Here is an 18,842-nt window from a genome sequence, read left to right on the forward strand (position 1 = left end):
TTTGGAAACCGGCGGGGCAGATACACACAAAGTCGGATCAGTCCTAAAAGTTGGAGGATTTGCCTGAATCGATTTTCTTTGATGGAAGAAGAATTGGAAGAAAAGGACTACCTCAGCTTGATTTTGCCTCAAGGCCTGCTTGAATTTTTCAAGGTTACTTCAGCAGTACTTAAAGACAATGCCTACCACATTTATCTGGAGGAGCTCAACATTCATCCCGAGCATCTTCAGGGATCAAAACTGACCTCAAAGGGTTTTTATGAAGACGTGTGCGTCCAGGACTTTCCGCTACGTGGGAAAGCCTGTTTTCTTAACGTAAAAAGAAGGAAGTGGCTCAATGAAGAGACAGGGAAGAATGTAAGCAGGGATTGGAGCTTGGTAGCAAACGGCACGCGGATGACAGGGGAATTCGCGCTTTTTTTAAAAAGGAACGGTTTGATTCATCGCCGGTAAGCTGTAAAAGTCTGGCGGAGAACTTTCATGTAAACGGAAAAAACCTAGAGCATCAATACGTTTTCAATCTGAGAAACTTCCTGGACTGGCCGCAACGCCCACATGCCAAAGACTGGATTCTCTTTCCTGAAAACCTGGGAACACATCTCAGTATTGATGAGACAGCCCTTTCCCAAGGAGAGCTGTATACCATCCCATCCTGACCAATAAAGCAGCCAAAGGAAAGAAGGGTGCTCTGGTGGCCCTGATAAAAGGGACAGACAGTGAAACCGTAAATGCTGTTCTCAGGCAACTCCCGAGAACAAAAGGAAGAAGGTAGAGGAAGTGACGCTGGACATGGCCGCCGGCATGGAAAAGATCGTGCGCCGTAGTTTTCCCAAAGCCCAATTGGTCACTGACCGCTTTCATGTCCAGAAACCGGTCTATGACGCGGTTCAGGAAATGAGAATCGCCCACAGATGGGAGGCCATCGGGAGGCCATCGAACAGGAAAACAAAGAAATGGAGCTGGGCAGGGAGTGTAAAAAGGCATTTATCCCACACAAGCTCGAAAATGGCGATACCGAGAAACAACTGTTGGCCGGAAGCAGATACCTGCTTTTCAAAGGAGAAGATAAATGGACGGTATCCCGGGCACACCGCGCCGAGATTCTCTTCCAGCGCTACCCTGATCTGGAAAAAGCCTACAGATTATCCAAGTCTCTGGCAAGGATCTAACAGACAAGCAAGCTAAAAGGCATCGCCTTCACCAAGCTGGGACGTTGGTACAATGAAGTGGAAGAAGCAGGCTTGAAATCACTCAACACGGTGTCCAGAACCATACAGAATCACTACACTTCCATTCTTAACTTCTTTGAAAACAGGAGTACAAATGCATCAGCAGAATCATTCAATGCAAAAATCAAGGCATTCAGGGCTCAGTTGAGAGGAGTGTCCAACATCGAGTTCTTCCTATTCAGGTTATCAAATATCTATGCTTAGAATAATCAGCTCCCCAGATATTCAGACTGATCCGATATTCAGACTGATCCCTGATCCTAAAATCCCCGAAATTTATTTGTTTGCCTAAAACAAAAAAAACCTTCTAACTTGAAAATTAGAAGGTTTTGTTGGCTCACCAGGGCTCGAACCTGGACTCTTCTGAACCAAAATCAGACGTGTTGCCAGTTACACCATGAGCCAGTTCTATTGAGAGATATAATTCCTCTCCTTTAAAGTGTCACAAAGGTAGAGTCTTGCTTCTTTTTTTCCAAATGAGTTATGAAACATTTTTATGATTTCTACCTAAACACCTTTAAGTCAGAAGAAAATATTGATCTAAAACTAATGGCAGGATATCAATATAATCGACAAGTCTATTCCTACCAGTGCCAGTGTTTCTAAAACTACTAAATACTGCGAGGCAGGGGCAGAGGTATTCAGTGTTTACTTTGATATTCTCCTAATAGCATGTTCTAGTGTAGCAAATGACGATTAAATTTGTGGCGAAATTTTTATTATAAGAAATGAGTGGCGATGTTTCTAAATTGTGATATTGTTAACACTGTGGCGGTTATGTTGTATTATAAGAAATCTTTAATCATTTTTGTTGAAATACTGAAAAGACTACTAAATAGATATAGCCATGAAAGTTGAAAAATTAGAGAAAATAGTACCTGAAGTGGTACAGAAGTTAGCAAAGTTGGAATCAGGAGAATTACTGGCGGCGGAACTTGACTGGTGCTGGGGAAGCTTCAAGTATGACAATAATCCTGCGGGCGTAGTAGAGAAAGGGCAAGAGGCATTAGCTCTATTAAAAGAGGCTAAGCGAAATAACAGCAAGGCAGTTTCCAAGAAATTAGTGGAGAGCCTAGAAAAGGCTTTGAATTAAGCATAAAAAAAAAGCCCCGAATTTTGGGGCTTTTTTTATGCTCGTCAGGGTAGAGTATTATTCTCCAGATACGTTGAATTTAACGTTAGTTTTCACTTCTCTGTGAAGATCAACTTCAGCTGTAAATTCACCTGCACCATCTACCGGTCCATTGATAGAAATTTTCTTTCTGTCGATGTCTATACCCTGAGTTGCAAGTGCATCAGAAATCTGAAGAGTAGTTACTTTACCGAAGATTTTACCTGATTCACCTATTTTCGCTTTGATCTCCAATGTAAGAGCCTCAAGTTTTGCAGCGATGTTCTCAGCTTCAGTTTTAATCTTTTCTGCTTTGTGAGCAGCCTGCTTGATATTCTCAGCAAGAATTTTCTTGTTAGAACCAGTGGCTAGTACTGCGAAACCCTGAGGGATCAGGTAGTTTCTTCCGTACCCTGGTTTTACATCTACCAAGTCATTCTTATAGCCAAGACCTTTGATGTCTGTTTTTAGTATGATTTCCATTTGTAATGATCTTTTGTGATTGGACGATACAAGACCGAATTATTTCAACCCATCGGTTACGAATGGCAACAACGCCAAATGTCTTGCTTTTTTGATGGCCTGGGCCACTTTTCTCTGAAATTTGGCAGAGTTTCCGGTAAGTCTTCTAGGAAGGATTTTACCTTGCTCATTGACAAATTTCAACAAGAAATTAGGATCCTTGTAGTCAATGTACTTGATGCCGTGCTTTTTGAATCGGCAATACTTTTTTCTGATTTCGCCTCTATTGATTGGCTCGTTTACTAGTGTCATTTGGTGGCTTCCTCCTTAGCTTCAACTTTTTTGTTAAACTCTCCTTTTCTTCTTCTTTCGGCGTAAGCAATAGAATGCTTGTCCAAAACAGTAGTCAAGAATCTCATCACTTTCTCATCTCTTCTAAATTCTACTTCGAATTTGCGGATAAGCGTAGGATCGGCCTTGAATTCAACCATAACGTAGAATCCTGTAGTCTTTTTCTCAATGGTGTATGCCATTTTCTTAAGACCCCAATTTTCCACATTAATAACGTCTGCCCCCAGTTCTTTTAACAAGTTCACAAACTTGTCGACAGTATCCTTCATCTGAACATCAGATAAAACGGGAGTTAAAATGAATACCGTCTCGTAATTTCTTTGGAACATTTTTTTAATGTGTTTAAGGAATTTAATAAACAGGATGCAAAAGTAAGGAAATCCTGCTGAATTCCAAACAAATAGCTAAACCAAAAGCCTAGACCTGTTTAAAAAAACTCCCAAAGAAGGCTTTAGTTATTTTACTGTAAAGGATTTTGCTCCGATTTCGTAATTATCCACGTAAATTTTAACTTCATGCGTGCCCGATACATAATCGGAACCTTTCTCATAGAAGAATGTCAACATCTGCTCGGTGTTATCAAAAATTACATCCTGTTTGACAGTGTAGAATTGTTCTGCTCCGTCCATCATAAACGTGCCAGAGCCTTTTGCAACATCGAAAATAGGCTGTGAATTTGGTGCTAAAACTTGAACATAGACGTTTCTGGGGCCTTTTTCGGCTACTTTGTTGTCGGCAAGATTGAAGCTTACTTTGATTCTTTCAATATGTCGATTTTTAAAATCTTTGGTGGTTTCTACCCGTTCTTTCCCTCTGGAATTTACAGCGGCTATTTCAATGTTTTCAGCCTTCAGCATAGAAGCTACCGTGACTTTGGCTTGTAGATCTTCTTTTTGGATATTTAGCTGAGCTACTTCTTCTTCTATTTCTGCCTGAGTAGTTTTTAAATCCTGATTTTCTGTAAAAAGCTGTTGATTCATTGCCCGCAGCTCAAGGATTTCTTGATCTTTTTCTACCATCATCGAATTGTAGCTCTTTATTTTTTCATTCAACGCTATTATTTCCGTTGAACTTCTTTGCCTGGAAGTATTTCGCTCAGAAATTAGCTGGTCACGCACTTCTTCGAGTGCCTTCACATCTCCGCCGAGTTTTTCGATTTCCTGAATCCTCAAATCCAATTGATAGGTGACTGAATCCAAACGTTTGTTCAGATCATTGTTTTCTGTCGAAAGCAGAAGAATTTCTTCGGATTTTTTAGTTCGGTCTACATAATCGGTGTAAAGCTTGATGCCGCTAATTATCACTAAGAGCACCAAAACGATAATGATAATGTTTTTGCCTTGGTCTTTCTTTTCGGGGGTATTATTTTCAAATTCAGTATTCATTCAGGTAAGGCGTTAAAATGGCTTTTTTAGATAGAAATTATTGGACGGAAAGATACAATTCAAGCAGAATCGGCTGGGATATAGGCTTTGCATCCCCTCCACTTGTGCAATATTTAGACCAAATTGAAAATAAAGAGATTCAAGCTCTCATTCCCGGTGCTGGATCTGGCTATGAAGCAGTATATGCTTGGCAGTCTGGGTTCTGCAACCTGCATGTTCTGGATTTTTCCGAAGAACCTTTATTGCGCTTTAAAGTTCGAGATGCGAGTTTTCCTGTTGAGCAGATTCATCATCAGAATTTCTTTGATCATTGTGGGTCCTATGATTTGATTTTGGAGCAGACCTTCTTTTGCGCACTGGATCCGGCTCTTAGAGAGGATTATGCAGTGAAAATGAAAGAACTGCTAAAGCCCGGGGGTAAAATAGTGGGCGTATGGTTTGACGGGGAATTTGACTTTGACGGCCCGCCTTTTGGAGGAAGGGTGGAAGAGTATGTATTGCTATTTGAAAAGTATTTTGAAATCAAAACCTGTGAATCATGTTATAATTCGATTGCAGAGCGATCTGGGTCGGAGGTGTTTATGATGATGGAGAATTCAAAAGTCTAGCACATAGTCGCTTTTTTCTCCGGGGTAATCCAACAACACAATACCGCATTCATAAAAGTCTAAACTAAGTTTGACTAGGGGATTGGATTTTATTTCTTTCCATACTTTTTCCATTTCCCTTGACCAATGAATATCTCCTATAGCAATAATGGATTTCGTATGGGTTTTTTGAAGTATTTGTTCGAAATAAGTTAAAGTACCTTCGTAAGTATGTGTAGCATCTACCAGGGCAAAATCGATTTTTTCCAAGGTGCAAAGCGTGGAAGGCAGCGTGTGGTTAAGTTCTCCAACAATTAAATTGAGATTTTCGAATCCCTGACTTGGCTTGGCAACTCTGGCAATCTCAGTGGAACCTTCGAAAGTGTATAGGCTTCCCTGAGTAGTCCTAGATAGATACCTACTACCGATACCCATGCAAGTTCCCAACTCGACGACGATATGAGCAGGAGTCAGCGAGCAGAAAAACTGATAAAGTTGTGCATACTTCCGACTACTGGTGCTGAACTTGGTAATGTCAGCCACGTGTCGCTTCGCAGTGTTGACAATTTTGGATCCTGCGCCGTAATCATCTACTTCAATGACTTCATCCGACGAAAGCAAATGCTTTCTATATACTTCGATGTCAAGATCTATACTTTTATTTGCCTCAATGTAGTCGAAAAGATCTTGATAGGTACTGAATAACAAGGGAGACTGAAGGGAATATTTGTCTTCTTTATTCAGCCAGTAAGCTAGGTAGGAGAGTAGCGGAAAAGATTTGTTTAGCAAATCAATTATGAAAGTAATTTGCAATCATTTGAAATTCGGGTATTACTACTTCGAATTTACTTCCGTCAAAGAGTTTTTCCATAAAGTAAATTCCAGTCATCTTTCCCATGCCCGACTTTAGGTTGCAACCTGACACGTAGCTATGTGTCTCGCCGGGTTCCAGAATAGGTTGTTGCCCCACTACGCCGTCCCCTTCAACTATTTTCTTGACTTCTGCTGCATCAGAAATTTCCCATCTTCTGCGCAATAGCTGCACGGTTTGGCTGCTTTTGTTTTCAATAGTTACCTTGTATGTGAAAACAAAATGGTGCTGATGAGGACTGGAGAATTCTGATTGGTAGGTGACTTCAACACTTACTTGAATTCCGGACGTAATCGCAATTGCCATAATTTAAGTAATTTAAAAGTCTGTAAATATATAAGTTATAGTTTGATTAGCAATATGTCCATGGATGTGAAAATAGAGCCAAGCTGGAGAAATACATTAATGCATTTGTTTGAACAAAAGTTCTTTAATGACTTGGTTTCCTTTGTGAAAGACGAGTATGCGACGACAAAAGTTTACCCACCGGGAAAGGAAATCTTTAATGCGTTCAATCATTGCCCTATTGACTCTGTAAAGGTGGTGATTCTTGGGCAAGACCCCTACCATGGTCCGGGACAAGCACATGGATTGGCTTTTTCTGTTAGGCCAGAAGTGCCTTTTCCGCCAAGCCTACTGAATATTTTTAAGGAAATAGAATCGGATCTAGGTAAGCCTTTGCCCGCAAATGGAGATCTGACACGCTGGGCAGACCAGGGTGTGTTTTTATTGAATGCTACACTCACCGTGCGGGCTCATCAGGCAGGGTCTCATCAGAATAAGGGATGGGAGGAGTTTACCGATGCGGTGATTCGGGCAATCAGTGAAAGCAGATCGCATGTGGTATTCTTGCTTTGGGGAGCGTATGCCCAGAGAAAATCCTTACTCATTGATTCTGAGAAGCACTTGGTGTTGAAAGCACCGCATCCAAGCCCGCTCTCATCATACCGCGGGTTTTTTGGCTGCAGGCACTTTTCAAAAGCAAATGACTATTTGATTGCTAATGGTATAGGGCCAATTAACTGGTGAATCAGCGAGTCAAGACGCGCCGACTGCAGCAAAAGTGTATTTGGTAAATAAGACTTCAACTTCCTGCCCACCGGTAGGCGGACGCCCATTCTGATAAACTTGGACTTTCCCCAAGATAGGAAGACCTGCCTGAAAATGATCTATAATCTGTGGCGTCTGTGAAAATCTGTGTGTCTACACTTAAGTTAAAACATTTAAAAAAAGAGACTGTCTCATAACTCATGATTGTCACATTGAGCAGCTTGCCTTGCTGTGGCGGGAAGTCGAAATGGGCTTAATTAGCACATAAAAGAATTCGACTTCGCCCAGTCTGATGAGAAAAGCTGATTATGGGACAGTCCCTTAAAGATTAATTTATTCCGCTAAATATTCTACTCCAACGAATCTTGCTGAACATTGATTCATGCTTGTCCAGCGAAAGCCACAAGAACCAAGCTTTGCCTACGATATGGTCTTCGGGAACGAAGCCCCAATAGCGGGAATCCAGCGAATCGTGACGATTGTCCCCCATCATGAAGTAATAATTCTGTTTGAATGTATAGCTGTCTACTTTTTGACCATCGATAAAAAGTTGTCCTTCTTTTACTTCTACATTCTCCAGACCTTCATATTTCTCGATAGTGAAACTGTATTTCATCACATTTTCATTGGTCATCTCGATTGTCCAGCCTTTGGCAGGGATTTTAAGAGGGCCATAATTGTCGCGATTCCAGCCTAAAGTCAATCCGTCAGGAAAAACACCTGATTCTCCACCGCTTTTCTGGAGCCTTTTAGTCACTGACGTCACCACAGGGGATGATTTTAATCTATTGATCACCTCTTCCGTGGCAAAGACCAAATAGCCCGATCCATCACTGAAAGTCAAATGACTTTCAGGATTGATGTCGTACTGTTTGAAGAAATCTTCTGTAAGAGGTCTGTTAGTGATCACATCATATGAAAATTGCATTTCATCAGGTTTTGGGGAAGGTTCGTTATTTACGAAAGCATTTCCCTCTCTTACTTCGATTACATCTCCAGCGATCCCGATTGCCCGCTTGATATAGTTGGTTTTAAGATCGGTAGGATATTGAAATTCTACAGGGTAATTGAATACGACTACATCATTTCTTTTCACATCAGAGAACCCCGGGAGTCTATAGTAAGGTATCTTAATAGCATCTGAATAAGAAGGGAGTTCGGTCCCCCATATTTTCTGATGAGTAAGAGGCACTTGCAGTGGCGTCATCGGAAACCTTGTTCCATAATGCATTTTACTTACGAAAAGAAAATCTCCCACCAAAAGTGATTTTTCCATCGAAGCTGTGGGGATTGTGAATGGCTCCAATAGTAGCCATCGGATCAAACTGGCTGCCACTACGGCAAAAATCAATGCATCACTCCATTCTCTGGCGGCTGATTTTTTTTTTGTTGACTTACTCATGATTGGTTTTTAAGTTCAGAAAGATAGAAAATCATCCATAGAAAGCACTCCTTTCTTTCCTTGAATCCACTCAGCCACCAAAATTGCGCCAAGAGCAAAGCCTTGTCTGCTATGTGCAGTGTGAGTGATTTCAATATCGTCGATTTCAGATGAATAGCGGATAATATGTGTACCGGGAGCAGGATCTATGCGTTTGGAAGTAATTGGAAGCGAATGTTCATTTCCGTTCGTCCCTTCGGACAGCTCCCAAGCGTTCAGTTCCGTTATATTTTTGATAATGCCTTCGGCCAAAGTGATAGCTGTTCCTGAAGGGGCGTCTAGTTTGGTTGTATGATGTATCTCTTCTATAGCGCTTGTGTAACCGACCGTTTCGTTCATAAGCTTAGCTAGAAACTCATTGACTTTGAAAAAGATATTGACGCCTATGCTGTAATTTGAGGCATAGAAAAACACTCCATCATTGGCAAGGGTGAGTTGTTCGATTTCCGGTTTTTGATCAAGCCATCCAGTGGTGCCTGAGATAATTGGAATTCCCCGTTCAATTGCCCATTTGATATTTTCTACAGCTGCTTCAGGTTGGCTGAATTCTATTGCCACATCAATAGTAGCAGAATCCATTGAATTCAACTCATCGCGGTTGTTTATAGTGATTTTGCCTGCGATGCTATGTCCACGGGATTCTGCCAATTGACCTATCAATTGGCCCATTTTTCCATAGCCTAGAAGTAATATATTCATGTGATAATAATTTGTTTTGTATAGACACATGCCCGCCTGCCATGGGACAGGGAATCCCTGCCTGCGGCAGGCTGCAAGATAGATAATCATTCCACTGTTTTACCAGCTTCGTTATGCTCGATTTCATGTTTAAAAGTTGATTTTCACAGAAAGCCCAACCGATCTATTGCTAGATGAGAAGCTTTCGAAATGAGGTTCAAATTTTAATGCGATATCATCAGAGACATCAAATCCTGATAGATGAGCATCTACATTCGCATCGATCAGGTTCAATGCATAGATTCCTGCTAAAACCAGATAGCAAAGATCACGGTTTCTTCGCCAATAGTTTACATTCCGAACTAATCCATCACGGTTTAAGCTGGGGAAATCATTTGGTAGTTCCGCATCAAAATCAGAGAGAGCCTGTTTGAAGACTTGATAGCGACGATTATTAAAATCTATGAAATAAATATCCGTAATAAGGCCTCCGTAAATTAGCGGGACTTTCCAAGCCTTGCCGTTATAAACTTGCCCTGCTCCGGGTAAAATAGCTGAAAGTATGGTGGCTTTTTTTGGGTTCTTTGGAAGTAAGGTATAATCAGGTTCCGGGTTTGAGGTCTCAGGCTCTCCTGCTTCCTGAGCAAACAATGCAGTGCTCAGGCTAAAACAGAAAAGCAAAAGTCCCACTAAAATGAGTGGGGCTTTCATATGAAGTATGCTATGGGAAACCGGGGGATTCAAGGTTAAATGATTTCTAGTATTTCCAGAATCCGATTTAAATCGGAAGCAGAATTAAAGGGGATTTTTATTTCACCTTTGTTTTTTGGATTGGATTTTAGTGCGACTTTGGTCCCAAAATGAGAAGCTAGTTGCTGCTGGAGTTTATTGATCTCATATTTTCTGACGGGATCCAGTTCCGGAGATGCGGGTTTTTCTGGTTTACCTTCACTCAAGGCCTTTACCATTGCTTCCACTTTTCGCACACTGAGTTCTTCCTCTACTGCTTTTTTGAAAATGGCGAGCTGCACATCTACATCCTCTACGTTGATTAATGCGCGTGCATGTCCCATAGAAAGTTGCTGATCGCGGATCGCTCCTTGGATGGAAGGAGGGAGCTTGAGTAGACGTAAATAATTGTTTACTGTGGTTCTGTTTTTTCCGACACGTTCTCCTAATTCTTCCTGCTTCAAGTCACATTCTGCCAGTAGTCGCTGATAAGATTGAGCTATTTCCAGTGCATTTAGATTTTCACGCTGAATATTTTCGATTAGCGCCATCTCCAGCATTTGCTGGTCGTTGGCAGTACGTACATATGCCGGGATTTGACCTAACCCTGCGATTTTTGAAGCCTGAAATCTACGTTCTCCTGAGATTAGTTGATATTCATCGGTATCAAGTTTTCTAACTGTAATGGGCTGAATGATCCCTTGAACCTTGATGGACTCTGCCAGCTCTGCCAGCGCATCTTTATCAAAGTGAACCCGGGGTTGAAAAGGATTGACTTGGATTTGATCAAGAGGAATTTCGAAAATGCCGGTTTTAACTACCTCAGGCAAAATTTCCTCAGATTTGTGCTTGGCGGGACTATCCTCCAGTAAGGCTCCAAGTCCTCTACCCAAGACACTTTTTTTACGATTCGGTTTTTGGTCTGACATGGTTATTTGGTCACTTTTTGCAAGTCATTTTTCTGTATTATTTCCCCTGCCAAGTTCAAATAGGCGACTGCCCCTTTTCCGTCAGCATCGAAGGAAATCGCCGGCAAACCAAAACTAGGTGCCTCGCTTAGCCTTACATTGCGGGGAATAATAGTTTCGAAAACCATGTTTTTGAAATGAAGTTTCACTTCTTCCACCACTTGGTTGGAAAGACGAAGTCTGACATCATACATGGTCAGCAAGATGCCTTCTATTTCCAGGTCAGGGTTTAGCCTAGTCTGGATGATTTTTATCGTATTCAATAATTTTCCGAGTCCTTCCAGTGCAAAATATTCGCATTGAACTGGAATAATCACGGAGTTTGCCGCTGTAAGGGCATTTATAGTAATTAATCCCAAGGAAGGAGAGCAGTCGATGATGATGAAATCGTACAGCTCTTTAAGGTCATGAATGACCTCTTTCATCTTCTCTTCCCTGTTATCCAGATTGATCATTTCCACCTCAGCACCAACGAGGTCAATGTGGGATGGCACCAATTCCAGATGCTCGATTTCTGTTTTGTGAATGATCTCTTTGACGTCAATTCCATCTACCATACATTCATAAATACTGGTGTTGATGGATTTGGGATCATGACCCAGCCCGGAGGTGGTATTTGCCTGCGGATCAGCGTCAATCACCAGGGTCTTAAATTCCAGGACAGCTAAACTAGCTGCAAGGTTCATCGCAGTGGTAGTTTTGCCTACTCCGCCTTTTTGATTGGCTATGGCAATGATTTTTCCCATGGTGTTGATTGAAGAGTAATTTAATCTCAATATTAAGCAAAATGAATTCTTTTCCGGCTGATCTCTCCGCTTTTTTTAGCTTTTTCGAAATGAAGCATAAGTTGGGATTTGGCTGAAGCTTAGAATGATAATGAGCGTCAAATTTTTGAAGATCAAGGGATTGGTTTGTTTGCTGATTATACCGTAAGTCTATTGAAAGGGTGTTTTCCCTTTAAGGATTAATTGTTAATGCTAGTTAAGCCTAACGTATGATCTGGGCGTATATTACGGTTTGTATACCCATGGCTATTGAATTGAAAGGCCCCCTAAGCTATCCTAGTTTCAAAGAGACAGGAGGAGACGTGAATAGCATTCATTATTATTTAACCAGGAGTTAATGTGAATCAGGCAAACCCTTTGAACTTATCCAGCAGGTGTTTTTTGCCCAGAATAAACTGGCAGGTGACCATTGCGCTGATAGTAACCCCCAGCACCCCGTGAAGAATTACATTTTGGCCTGTTAGAAATAGATTTTCCAATTTGGTGTTGGCACTGATAAAAGATTTTACAGGGGCATTGAAATCCTTTTTGATGCCATATAACCCGCCTTCAATAGTCCCAATGTAATCCCTTTGGGTGAGTGGCGTAGCTGTATACCAGCTCTCTATGCATTTGTCAAAGCCTGGATAAATCTTACAAAGGGCCTCTATTATTTCCTCTGCTTTTTCTTTTTTGAATTGCACGTATTCCTCAGCTCTTTCACTTTCGCTAAGTGTGGTGTTGAAGCTATTCTCCCATTTTTTCACATCGTCATACTTCATGTATGCCATAGCGGTAAGTGTATGCGCATAGTCTGTATTAGTGCTTGGTCTGGAATTGAAAATTGCCAGGGCTTTCAGCCAATTGTCGGGCTCGTATTTGTGTGCACTCCATACATCTCCTTCTATGAAATGATAGCGGTTGGAATTTGAGAACTCGAACGTATCGGGCTTTAATTTGATGTAGAGGATAAAGGAGGACGTGGTGTTCTCCAGTTGCATCATACGGTTGACATTTACTTTCCGAAGCCCTTCAGTATTCAGTAGCTTGAAAGTCTGGGTGGGATGGATATTGGATATGAATTGTTTTCCACTGACTTTTTGCCCACCAGCCAGCTCCACATAATCAATACGCTTAGGGGTATTGTGGATTTTGGTTACCTCAGAGTCAATGAAAATGTCTCCCCCCATTTTCTTAATGTCTTTGCGAAGCTGCTTCGAGATCTGATCGCTGTGCTTCAGTTTGTAAGCACTGCCTATATATGAATCAATAATCAGCGCATGGATGTAAAAAGGGGATGATTCTCCCTCTCCGGCATAGAGCAAGTTTGATCCTGCGAGGATTTGCTGAAGTTTTTGATTACCTGTGCATGAGGCTATAACTTCCTTGGCACCCAGGCTGAACGTACTCATTTCATCAGTTTCCGAATAGTCCTTATTTAGGTTATACCATTCGAATTTTTCGCAAATGCGCCGAATTTCCTCACAGTATTTCCGTAATCCTTCTTCCTCTTTGGGGAAGTGTTTGAGCAGTTGCTGCACAAAATTTTCATACCCCTGTGCATGGGGATAGTGCACGTCATCATCTTCAAAAGAAATCACATCGTAAGCATCCTTATCCAGAAGTTCTTTTTCCACATTGTCCAAAAGGTTGAAGTATCTGAAGAAAGGATAAAGTGCCTGACCTTTATCCAAACCGCCAATGTAGTGTACTCCCGAATCGAATTTAACTTTGTCCCGCTTGAACGTCTGCAGATTCCCGCCTATCTGTGCGTTTTTCTCAAGAATACATACGGATCTTCCTTCCTCTGCCAGCACATATCCACAGAGCAAACCTCCAAGTCCTGATCCTATGATGACAATGTCATATTCTTCTTTAAATCTAGGCATTTCTGTGATCAATTATCTTTTTTGGCTTTCTGCTATTTTCCCGGAAAAGTAACTGTTGGATAGCGGGAACGGATGATTTCTTTATAGTCGGCTTCACTCGAAGTTTTGCCTGCAATCCAATAAGAAGATAGTGGGATTCTTCCTCGGTAAAAGTCTCTGGCAGTACAAGACTCACTTCATCTAAACCATTGTAATCCCGGTCAATTTCGATCAGGTAAGGACTTGCTGAAGGGTAGTTATGAAGGATTTCTTCGATTTGATTTGGATAAATAGTTGTGCCTTTCAACTTGATCATCTGTGCCAATCTGCCTTCTATAGGGCCAAGACGCACTGTGTTTCTGCCGCAGGCGCATGTGTTACTATGTTTTCTGGCAAGGTCACCAGTTTGAAATCTCACCAATGGCATTCCTTCAATACCCAATGGAGTTACCGTGACTTCCCCTAGCTCACCATCTGCGACTTCATTTCCATTTTCATCCAAAATCTCCAAAATGATAAGCTCGGGAAGTAGATGTCCACCTTGCTTTTCTTGACATTCTGTGAATGCAGTGGCCATTTCTGTAGAGGCGTAGGTTGATCTCAGGTCAATGTCCCGATGCTGCTTAATGTTTTTTGAGAGTTGATTATCGCTGAAATCAGCATTTCTCAGCGGCTCGCCTATGCAAAGTGCCTTGGTGATCCGATTGGAAACAGCACCGGAATGTGAACCTAATTTTTGGAGAAATGAAGGAACAGCTATTAACGCAGTGGGATTGACTTGTCTGATCATTTCCCAGTGAAACTCTGGCGTACCTTGCCCTGCCCGAAGTACAGCGGCACCGATTTTTGTCAAGCCAAGATAATAGGCCATTCCCGCCATGAAGCATTTGTCCAACGTAGTGGTGATTTGGACGATGTCATCAGCTGTAAAATCGGCAATTTCCAGGGATCGGGCTTCATTGTAGGCTAATCTCCCCAAGTCATTTTTGCTGAGTGCGATGCTTACGGGTTTTCCGGTGGTTCCTGAGGTGGTGACATATTCCACTACCTCTTGCGGAGGAATACTCAAAAATTCAGCATTGAATTCAGCAAGGTCTTTCTTTGATGTCTTGGTAAATTTGGATAAATCCGAAAGTTTGGAAATAGCAGCGATGTCCTGCTCTGAAAATTTGTCCCTATAAAACGGAGAGTGGTTGAGGGCGTAGCTCAGATGTTTTTTCAGCAATTCTATCTGTCTGGCTTCTATTCCATCAGCAGGCAGATAGTCGATGGGATTGTCCGGCGTGATATTCATAATTTCAAACTACAATTACTACTGCCACGGCAGTTTGTGAAGTGTGACTGAGTGTTAAAAGTATATCCGAAAAGCCTTCTTTTTCAAAAGTCTGTTTCGTATTTCCGTACAATCGTAGTTTAGGCTGTCCGGATTCAAGTTTGTAGATCTCGATTTCGTGGAATTGGGCATCACTTGTCCAGCCCAATCCTACCGCTTTCATGTAAGCCTCCTTTGCTGCAAATCTCGCAGCAAAGCACTCATCAGAATTTCCTTGAGCTAGGCAATACGTTTCTTCTTCAGCAGTGAAGACCAGCCGTACAAATGAAGGTTTTTGGCATTTCTGTGCCATTCTCATCACCTCCACAATATCAATTCCTATGCCTCTCATTTGATTTTAGCTAGGTTTTCTGAGATGTGTGTGCTGATTCCAAGATAGGGGATTGCTTTACTTCGGGCTTGCTCATAGTAAGTCTTTGCCAACTCAAAATCCTTTTGGCCAAAATAGTAATCTGCCAGCAATAAATAAGGTTCGTAGTATTCCGGGTTTGTAGCAATCCACTTTTCTATAAATCCTTTCTCTGAAACACTCTTAGTCGGGTCTTTCTTAAAATTCTCCTTTAAAATTTTGTATTTCTCATAATTTGAAAATTCGCGGCTAGTATAGAACGGATCCTGCCCCAATCTCAATGAGTCTATTTCAGGAGAATGAATCGGGTCGAGGTTTTCCATCGCTTTAATAGCCCTGACATCGTAAGCATTGAACACATTTTCTTGAAAAGGTGCGGCAGAGATGTATGCAATTCCTTTTGCAGGTTCAAAAATCACTGCATGATGTGCCAATAATTGGTTGATTGCCATGGGATTTCCTATTCCCAGCTCCTTGCCATTGGAACCTTTTTGATCGCGAATGTATCGAAGTGTATTCTCTACAGAAATAGCGGTGTCGTCAGCAGTGAGTTCTCTCATACGGTCATGCCGGGGCATGGATTCGGAATCCCGGATATGGTCTAAATTGAGCGGAGAGTTTTTATACTCATCACTTTGGAAGTGATTTGCCACGATGAGCTGATTGCCTTCGGGATAATGGATTGCCGTCTTCTCAGGGGTTTTTTCGATTACAGCGGTGGTCTGATCCAGAGCAGAAGCTATGGTGAATGATTCGGATACGAATACATCATACTTGGAGATGATCGCATAGGCTTCTTCAATGGTAGAGGCATATTGGATCACATCCCTGGCGATAATAGAGACAGGGGTGGAGCTTTTGGTGGGAATCTCCGAAGGCAGGGCATTGAGCGTGACGGTCAGACCTTTTTCATTCATACCGGATACTACTCCGCTAAAGCCTCCCCAAGTCACGGAGACGAAGTCATAGCCTTCACTTGGATTGACGAAGAGGACAATTTTGTCCTTGGCAAATTCATCTCCGAAGTAGAAATCAAAATTCCTTCCCAAAACCATCTCAGATTCCCCGGACTCAAAATCCCATTGTGATACAGCGGTACAAGCTACCAGATTCATATTTTGAACCATGTGCCCGATGTCATGAGCGGCATGATAGTTCAGCACCCGGTTGAATTTTGGTCCCACGTAGGAATACTCATCAGAGAAGCTTTGTGAGACTCCGTAGATTTCCTGGAGATATTCTTCTGGGATATCTTTATTCAGATTACGATTAAACCAGCCAAGACCCAACTGCATTACAGTACGCAGGATTCTTGAGGGAAGAAGTTTCTCTATTTCTCCCACGAAGGCTGTTTCCTGACTTTGGATAAGTTCCTTGTGAAGAAGTCCCAGTGCAATACCACGCTCATAGGCTGTTCCTTCGACGTAGCTTTCCCAGTTACCTGACTTATTTTTTCGTAGCCAGTTGTTTTTGTAGCGAAAGGTAGTGCTATTTATTGTTTCCCGTTGTGGATTTTGAATCTGAATTTCGGGTAACTCCGGAGCGGGATAAACCGTAATTTTAATAAAAATTAAAGGGATGATGATCAACAGAGAAATGACTCCGGAAATGATGAGTTTTTTCTTCCGCAATTCTAGTCTAATTTAGTCCCTTGATTCTTTTGAATAAAAGAGAAGGAATATTCACATTAATAATCGTCAAAGTTATGAATTTATTTTGCTCCCTTATTCTTCCATTTCTGGCATTTTTCTCAAGTGTGGAAAATCAGATTACTGAAATCGATGGGCCTGTCACTTGGATAGGAATTGATTACACTCAGGCCAAATTTGTAGGTGCGGAGGGGTTTACTGATCCGGGTGATTTGCCGAGATTTTTGCTGGCATGGAATGATTTTGTTATCACTGAACCCGATAAGTATGATATAAAAAAGGCATTGGGTACCTCTGATGTGACCATAGATTTGTCTTACACTTATGAAAAAAATGAGGGGCTTGATACTGAAGCGATGGTTCAGGAGGAGGATCACAAGATCACCCTGGAAGAAGCGGAGACTGTTGCGAGATCATATGATTTGTCCGGGATCCAAGGCACAGCTGCGCTTCTGGTGGCAGAGTGTTATAATAAAAAAGCGAATAGGGGTTCGCATTGGTTGGTTCTAATCGATGCCCAAACATCTGAGATCATTTCAGCAGAGTATTTTGTGGAAAAGCCGAGAGGATTCGGTTTGAGGAACTACTGGGCCCGAACTATATATGAACTACTGGGAAGCAAGGAGAAGGCAGTTAAAAAAGGTAAGTAAGAAGTAGTCTATTTGAAATTAAGCGAGGAAGCGGGCAAAGGTTTGGTATGAATAAAATAGTAGTGATCGGAGCTGGTCCCGCCGGAGCTGTGGCTTCCAGTTATCTGGTAAAGCAGGGCTTCGAAGTGATAGTGCTGGAGAAAGAGGGGTTTCCAAGGTTTGTGATTGGAGAAAGCCTCTTGCCAAAGTGCATGGAGTCATTGGAGGAAGCGGGCTTGTTGCCGCCTTTGCTTGAAAAGGGCTACCAAAAGAAGATGGGAGCTTCTTATTACAATAGAGAAAATCAAACGTGTTCATTTTTATTCAGTCAGCAATTCTCGAAATCCTGGGATTGGACCTGGAATATCCAACGCATACATTTTGATCAAGACCTGGTTGATGCTGCCAAAGTCAATGGAGTTCAGTTTCTCTTTGATAGCACAGTGACCGCGGTGGAGATCAATGGAGAACATCGTACGGTAACTTACGAGCAGAGCGGTGAGAAAAAGACTATTGAGGCATCCTTTATTGTCGATGCAAGCGGATATGGACGTGTGCTGCCCAAGTTGTTGGACTTGGAAAAACCCTCGGTCCAGAAACCGAGAGGTGCTGTCTTTGCACACTTTGTAGATCAAAAAAGAACAGGAAGAGAAGGGGATGATATTTTAATCTATCCTTTTGACGATAAAAATTCCTGGATTTGGGTGATTCCCTTTTCAGATGGGACGGCAAGTGTCGGGTTGGTTTCCGAGACAGAAGAGACCAAGGCCTTTGCGGCTGATGATTACAAAGCATACTTAAACTTTGTGAGGAATTTTGAACTGTTAAACGGGAGATTTGCCGAAGCTGAGTATCGGCGTGAGCCTACCATGATTTTAGGCTATTCGGTAGGAGTGAAGCAGATGTATGGGGAAGGCTACGTGCTGTGTGGGAACTCGACGGAGTTTCTGGATCCGGTATTTTCATCTGGAGTTACCTTGGCTACAGTTTCCGGACTGCTTGCAGCAAAATTGGTCGAAAAGGAATTGAATGGCGAATCTGTGGATTGGCAAACAGCCTATGAGGATGAAATGAAGTACGGTATTGAGGTTTTTCGGTCCTATGTCAATGGCTGGTATAACGGTGAGCTGCAAACCATTTTTTTCAATCCTAAGATCAATCCCGAAATCAAAAAAAAGATCTGCTCAGTATTAGCCGGGCATGTTTGGGATAATGCTAATCCATTTGTGAAAAAGCACCGCACCATACTTTCAACACTGGCGAAAGTGATCAATATTGAAAATAAAGCGGTGAATGTAGCAGAGGATTATAAAGAATAGTATGATTACCTGAAATCGAGCCTGCCTGCTGGTTATAATCACATGAAATGCCCATGAGAAAGGTTTCTC

Annotated in this window: 21 protein-coding genes, 1 tRNA gene and 2 pseudogenes; 8 read left to right on the forward strand and 16 right to left on the reverse strand. The window is 41.9% G+C overall.

What is annotated here, in order from left to right:
* Positions 1–81: 81 nt before the first annotated feature.
* The 3 genes and pseudogenes from ID165_RS25355 to ID165_RS25360 all read left to right on the forward strand — a co-directional run bounded on the left by ID165_RS25355 (position 82) and on the right by ID165_RS25360 (position 1,433).
* Complete coding sequence (locus tag ID165_RS25355; RefSeq protein ID WP_192348172.1) at positions 82–453, forward strand: transposase; 372 nt, start codon at positions 82–84, stop codon at positions 451–453.
* 348 nt (positions 454–801) lie between these two features.
* A pseudogene (locus ID165_RS26965) lies at positions 802–864 on the forward strand (hypothetical protein); the annotation flags it as partial.
* A gap of 89 nt (positions 865–953) precedes the next feature.
* Positions 954–1,433, forward strand: a pseudogene (locus ID165_RS25360) (transposase).
* A 128-nt stretch (positions 1,434–1,561) separates the two neighbouring features.
* Here the strand turns inward: ID165_RS25360 and ID165_RS25365 are convergent.
* Positions 1,562–1,634 (reverse strand) — tRNA-Gln (locus ID165_RS25365).
* A gap of 442 nt (positions 1,635–2,076) precedes the next feature.
* Here ID165_RS25365 and ID165_RS25370 point away from each other — a divergent pair.
* Positions 2,077–2,322, forward strand: coding sequence for a hypothetical protein (locus ID165_RS25370; RefSeq protein ID WP_192348173.1), 246 nt, complete (start codon positions 2,077–2,079; stop codon positions 2,320–2,322).
* Between the two features lie 57 nt (positions 2,323–2,379).
* Here ID165_RS25370 and rplI read toward each other — a convergent pair whose 3' ends face one another.
* The 4 genes from rplI to ID165_RS25390 form a co-directional block, all read right to left on the reverse strand.
* Positions 2,380–2,823, reverse strand: a complete 444-nt coding sequence (gene rplI, locus ID165_RS25375) for a 50S ribosomal protein L9 (protein WP_192348174.1) — start codon at positions 2,821–2,823, stop codon at positions 2,380–2,382.
* A gap of 39 nt (positions 2,824–2,862) precedes the next feature.
* Complete coding sequence (rpsR, locus tag ID165_RS25380; protein ID WP_057937597.1) at positions 2,863–3,114, reverse strand: 30S ribosomal protein S18; 252 nt, start codon at positions 3,112–3,114, stop codon at positions 2,863–2,865.
* Positions 3,111–3,482 carry a 30S ribosomal protein S6 gene (gene rpsF / locus ID165_RS25385; protein WP_192348175.1) on the reverse strand — a complete coding sequence of 124 codons (372 nt, stop codon included), beginning with the start codon at positions 3,480–3,482 and terminating at the stop codon, positions 3,111–3,113. The genes rpsR and rpsF overlap by 4 nt, the downstream gene beginning before the upstream one ends.
* A gap of 126 nt (positions 3,483–3,608) precedes the next feature.
* A complete protein-coding gene (locus ID165_RS25390; protein WP_192348176.1) occupies positions 3,609–4,538 on the reverse strand; it encodes a hypothetical protein in 930 nt (309 codons plus the stop codon).
* Positions 4,539–4,555: 17 nt separating this feature from the next.
* Between ID165_RS25390 and ID165_RS25395 the strand changes: the two genes are divergently transcribed.
* Positions 4,556–5,146 (forward strand): methyltransferase domain-containing protein, encoded by a 591-nt coding sequence (locus tag ID165_RS25395; protein ID WP_192348177.1) that lies wholly within the window; start codon positions 4,556–4,558, stop codon positions 5,144–5,146.
* Here the strand turns inward: ID165_RS25395 and ID165_RS25400 are convergent.
* Together ID165_RS25400 and apaG are read right to left on the reverse strand one after the other, a co-directional pair.
* Entirely contained in the window at positions 5,135–5,938 is an 804-nt protein-coding gene (locus ID165_RS25400) for an O-methyltransferase (RefSeq protein ID WP_225586894.1), read from the reverse strand. The genes ID165_RS25395 and ID165_RS25400 overlap by 12 nt on opposite strands.
* On the reverse strand, positions 5,916–6,302 hold the full coding sequence (apaG, locus tag ID165_RS25405; RefSeq protein ID WP_192348178.1) for a Co2+/Mg2+ efflux protein ApaG: 387 nt from the start codon (positions 6,300–6,302) through the stop codon (positions 5,916–5,918). Before apaG ends, ID165_RS25400 begins: the two co-directional genes overlap by 23 nt.
* A 60-nt stretch (positions 6,303–6,362) precedes the next feature.
* Here apaG and ung point away from each other — a divergent pair, with 60 nt between their 5' ends.
* Positions 6,363–7,025, forward strand: a complete 663-nt coding sequence (gene ung, locus ID165_RS25410; RefSeq protein WP_192348179.1) for a uracil-DNA glycosylase — start codon at positions 6,363–6,365, stop codon at positions 7,023–7,025.
* Between the two features lie 349 nt (positions 7,026–7,374).
* Here the strand turns inward: ung and lepB are convergent, their stop codons facing one another.
* From lepB to ID165_RS25455, 9 genes are all read right to left on the reverse strand, one after another.
* The gene (gene lepB, locus ID165_RS25415; RefSeq protein ID WP_192348180.1) at positions 7,375–8,448 is read right to left on the reverse strand and encodes a signal peptidase I; all 1,074 of its coding nucleotides are present in this window, start codon (positions 8,446–8,448) and stop codon (positions 7,375–7,377) included.
* A 15-nt stretch (positions 8,449–8,463) separates the two neighbouring features.
* Positions 8,464–9,186 carry a 4-hydroxy-tetrahydrodipicolinate reductase gene (gene dapB / locus ID165_RS25420; RefSeq protein WP_192348181.1) on the reverse strand — a complete coding sequence of 241 codons (723 nt, stop codon included), beginning with the start codon at positions 9,184–9,186 and terminating at the stop codon, positions 8,464–8,466.
* 129 nt (positions 9,187–9,315) lie between these two features.
* Complete coding sequence (locus tag ID165_RS25425) at positions 9,316–9,876, reverse strand: DUF5683 domain-containing protein (protein ID WP_225586895.1); 561 nt, start codon at positions 9,874–9,876, stop codon at positions 9,316–9,318.
* Positions 9,877–9,911: 35 nt separating this feature from the next.
* Positions 9,912–10,823 carry a ParB/RepB/Spo0J family partition protein gene (locus ID165_RS25430; protein ID WP_192348182.1) on the reverse strand — a complete coding sequence of 304 codons (912 nt, stop codon included), beginning with the start codon at positions 10,821–10,823 and terminating at the stop codon, positions 9,912–9,914.
* Between the two features lie 2 nt (positions 10,824–10,825).
* Positions 10,826–11,608 carry a ParA family protein gene (locus ID165_RS25435; protein ID WP_192348183.1) on the reverse strand — a complete coding sequence of 261 codons (783 nt, stop codon included), beginning with the start codon at positions 11,606–11,608 and terminating at the stop codon, positions 10,826–10,828.
* Between the two features lie 383 nt (positions 11,609–11,991).
* Positions 11,992–13,515: an NAD(P)/FAD-dependent oxidoreductase gene (locus ID165_RS25440; protein ID WP_192348184.1), complete on the reverse strand. Its 1,524-nt coding sequence runs from the start codon at positions 13,513–13,515 to the stop codon at positions 11,992–11,994.
* Entirely contained in the window at positions 13,508–14,788 is a 1,281-nt protein-coding gene (locus ID165_RS25445) for a phenylacetate--CoA ligase family protein (RefSeq protein ID WP_192348185.1), read from the reverse strand. The genes ID165_RS25440 and ID165_RS25445 overlap by 8 nt, the downstream gene beginning before the upstream one ends.
* A gap of 4 nt (positions 14,789–14,792) precedes the next feature.
* Entirely contained in the window at positions 14,793–15,158 is a 366-nt protein-coding gene (gene acpS / locus ID165_RS25450) for a holo-ACP synthase (protein ID WP_192348186.1), read from the reverse strand.
* Positions 15,155–16,807: a C45 family peptidase gene (locus tag ID165_RS25455; protein ID WP_192348187.1), complete on the reverse strand. Its 1,653-nt coding sequence runs from the start codon at positions 16,805–16,807 to the stop codon at positions 15,155–15,157. The genes acpS and ID165_RS25455 overlap by 4 nt, the downstream gene beginning before the upstream one ends.
* Positions 16,808–16,881: 74 nt before the next feature.
* Here ID165_RS25455 and ID165_RS25460 point away from each other — a divergent pair, with 74 nt between their 5' ends.
* A complete protein-coding gene (locus ID165_RS25460) occupies positions 16,882–17,475 on the forward strand; it encodes a hypothetical protein (RefSeq protein WP_192348188.1) in 594 nt (197 codons plus the stop codon).
* A 47-nt stretch (positions 17,476–17,522) separates the two neighbouring features.
* Positions 17,523–18,773, forward strand: a complete 1,251-nt coding sequence (locus ID165_RS25465) for an NAD(P)/FAD-dependent oxidoreductase (protein ID WP_192348189.1) — start codon at positions 17,523–17,525, stop codon at positions 18,771–18,773.
* Positions 18,774–18,842: the final 69 nt, after the last annotated feature.

Origin of the sequence: Algoriphagus sp. Y33, assembly GCF_014838715.1 — a bacterium.
Taxonomy (GTDB): domain Bacteria; phylum Bacteroidota; class Bacteroidia; order Cytophagales; family Cyclobacteriaceae; genus Algoriphagus.